This window comes from Candidatus Andeanibacterium sp. (genome assembly GCF_057143545.1).
In genome coordinates this window covers 1-3,151 of the sequence record NZ_DBNHSF010000089.1, presented here as the reverse complement: position 1 = coordinate 3,151, position 3,151 = coordinate 1, and the positions used below count along the sequence as shown (strand labels likewise).

3 protein-coding genes are annotated in these 3,151 nt (G+C 63.3%); all 3 read right to left on the bottom strand.

All coding sequences use genetic code 11. The features are described from left to right. The coding region (gene nuoG, locus AC16XC_RS05550) for an NADH-quinone oxidoreductase subunit NuoG (protein ID WP_484033651.1) at positions 1-1,397 on the bottom strand (1,397 nt) is incomplete at its 3' end. Further along, entirely contained in the window at positions 1,397-2,191 is a 795-nt protein-coding gene (locus tag AC16XC_RS05545; RefSeq protein ID WP_484033650.1) for a hypothetical protein, read from the bottom strand. The genes AC16XC_RS05545 and nuoG, both read right to left, overlap by 1 nt. After that, a partial coding sequence (nuoF, locus tag AC16XC_RS05540) for an NADH-quinone oxidoreductase subunit NuoF (protein WP_484033649.1) occupies positions 2,188-3,151 on the bottom strand: 964 nt, incomplete at its 5' end. The genes AC16XC_RS05545 and nuoF, both read right to left, overlap by 4 nt.

The window sequence follows — 3,151 nt, the reverse complement described above, 5'->3', positions numbered from 1 at the left end:
CCGTTCCAGCCTTCACGCACCAGTTTGTATTTTTCCGCCAGCGCCAGCGCCGCGCCATGCGCGCCCGCCGCGATCCCGCCGCCGCCGAGGATGATCGCGGGCCTCTCAGCACCCGCCATCGCGTCCTCGACATCCTGCGGAAGGTCCGAAAGCACCGCAATGTCGTCACCGAGGAAGGTCGCAGGGAAAGTGGTCTCCCATTCAGGCCCGACCACGAACACCTTGGCCCCGCCCTTCACCGCCTTGCGCAGCCGGACATTGACCAGCGGCGCTTCCCAGCGGACGTGGCTGCCAATGATGAGGATCGCGTCCGCCTGCTCGATGCCCGCGAAGGTCGAGTTGAAATTCACTGCCGCAAGGTTCGAGGTGTCGTAATCCATCCCGGTCTGGCGGCTTTCGACCAGCGAGGAGCCGCAAGCCTTCAACAGCGCCTTGGCCGCGAACATCGTCTCGCAATCGAGCATGTCGCCGGCGATCGCGGCGATCTTCTTGCCCGGTTTGGCCTTGGCGATCGCCTTGAAAGCCTCGTCCCAGCTGGCCTCTGCCAGCTTGCCCTTCTTGCGGATCCAGACCTTGTCGAGCCGGCGGCGGGTGAGGCCGTCGACCTGGTAGCGCGCCTTGTCCGAGATCCATTCCTCGTTGACGTCGTCATTGATCCGCGGAAGCGCGCGCAACACCTCGCGTCCGCGTGAATCGAGGCGGATATTCGCCCCGACCGCGTCCGAAACGTCGATCGAGAGGGTCTTCTTCAACTCCCACGGCCGCGCTTCGAAGGCGTAGGGCCGTGACGTCAATGCGCCGACCGGGCAAAGATCGATCACATTGGCCGACAGCTCGTGCTTGGCCGCGTGTTCGAGATAGGTGGTGATCTGCATGTCCTCGCCGCGATAGAGCGCGCCGATCTCGTCCACCCCGGCGATTTCCTCGGAGAAGCGGATGCATCTTGTGCAATGAATGCAGCGGGTCATCACCGTCTTGATCAGCGGGCCCATATATTTCTCGGTCACCGCGCGCTTGTTTTCGTCATAGCGCGAAGCGCCGCGGCCATAGGCCATCGCCTGGTCCTGGAGGTCGCATTCGCCGCCCTGGTCGCAGATCGGGCAATCGAGCGGGTGGTTGATGAGGAGGAATTCCATCACCCCTTCGCGCGCCAGCTTGACCATCTCGCTGTCGGTGCGGATCTCCTGCCCCTCGCCCGCCGGGAGCGCGCAACTGGCCTGCGGCTTGGGCGGCCCGGGTTTCACTTCCACCAGGCACATCCGGCAGTTACCGGCGATACTTAAGCGTTCGTGGTAACAGAAACGCGGGATTTCCTTGCCCGCGGCCTCGCACGCCTGCAGGACGGTCGCTCCGGTGGGGACTTCGACTTCGATGCCGTCGACTGTGAGTTTGGGCATTACTGCTGCTCCCCGACAGGTTCAGGAGGTGCCGGGCTGCTGTGATTGGCCGCATGCCACAATCCCTCACCCAGCCAGACACGCAGGGAATCGCGATCGATCTCCATCTGCATTCCTTGCGGAAGGCACGGGCCAATATGCGGAATGAGTTCCTGCAACACTTCGCTTTCGAGCGGAGAGCCGCTCGCGGTGCGAAAATAGAGGTCGACGCTGTAAGGATCCGCCGCGACCATGCAATCGGCAAGGTCGAGGGTGAACAGGATGGAAGGGTTGTTGCCCGACAGCGGCAGGGTACGCTCGTCGATCACATATCCCGGCCTGACCCAATCTGGCCGTTCCGGGTATTTGTCGAAATAGGCCTCCCGCAGCAGCGACTGGCGAATCCCTGGAACAGTCCAGCGCATCATGAGGCCGGAATTCTGGCTTTCGGCAACTCGCCTCAGGCAGTCGCTAATGCCAAGGATGCGCGCCGCCTTGTCGTTATCCTGGCCAATCTGCTCAAAGCTCATGAAGCCCAGATCGGTCTTTTCCAATAGATCGAGCGACTTCGTATTCGAGCGGCGCCAGAGGCAACGGCTGAATTGGCCCATCATTTCCTTGCTGCGATCCTTCTGGACGTCGGACCAGGTGCTGGGATCGAAACGGTAGAACAGATCGGTCGGGAACTGCCGGTCGCGCTTGATGCGCGAATTGAGCGGCGTGTAATCGTCGTCGTTCGACTGGGCGATTGCCGGCGCGGCAAGCACCAAGGCCAAGCCTGCCAAAGCAGCGGAGATGAAGTGGCTCGCTTTCACTCCGCTGCCTCCTGCATTGCACCCGACCGCTCGGCGATCCGGCGTTCGAGTTCGGGGCGGAAATGCTTGATCAGGCCCTGGATCGGCCAGGCGGCGGCGTCGCCCAGCGCGCAGATCGTGTGGCCTTCGACCTGTTTGGTGACCTGGAGAAGCATGTCGATTTCCTCGAGTTCGGCATCGCCGACCCGGAGACGCTCCATCACCCGCCACATCCAGCCCGTGCCTTCGCGGCAGGGGGTGCACTGGCCGCAGCTCTCGTGCTTGTAGAAATAGGAGAGGCGCGAGATCGCGCGAACGATATCGGTCGACTTGTCCATCACGATCACGCCGGCAGTGCCGAGACCCGATCCGATCGCCTTCAACCCGTCGAAATCCATCGGCACATCGATGATCTCGCTCGCGGGGCAGCACGGCACCGACGAGCCGCCGGGGATCACCGCGAGGAGATTGTCCCAGCCGCCCCTGATGCCGCCGCAATGTTTCTCGATCAGCTCGCGGAAGGGGATGCTCATCGCCTCCTCGACCACGCAGGGCTTCTCGACATGGCCCGAGATCTGGAACAGCTTGGTGCCCTTGTTGTTCTCGCGCCCGAAGCTGGCGAACCACGGCGCGCCGCGGCGCAGGATCGTCGGCACCACGGCGATGCTCTCGACATTGTTGACCGTGGTCGGGCAACCATAGAGGCCCGCGCCGGCCGGGAATGGCGGCTTCAATCGCGGCTGGCCCTTCTTGCCTTCGAGGCTTTCGAGCATCGCGGTCTCTTCGCCGCAGATATAGGCGCCCGCGCCGCGATGGACGAAGACGTCGAAATCGTAGCCCGACCCGCAGGCGTTCTTGCCCAACAGGCCCGCCTCATAGGCTTCCCTGACTGCAGCAGAGAGCGTTTCGGCCTCGCGGATGAATTCGCCGCGGACATAGATATAGGCGGCGCGCGCGCGCATCGCGTAGCCCGCGATCAGC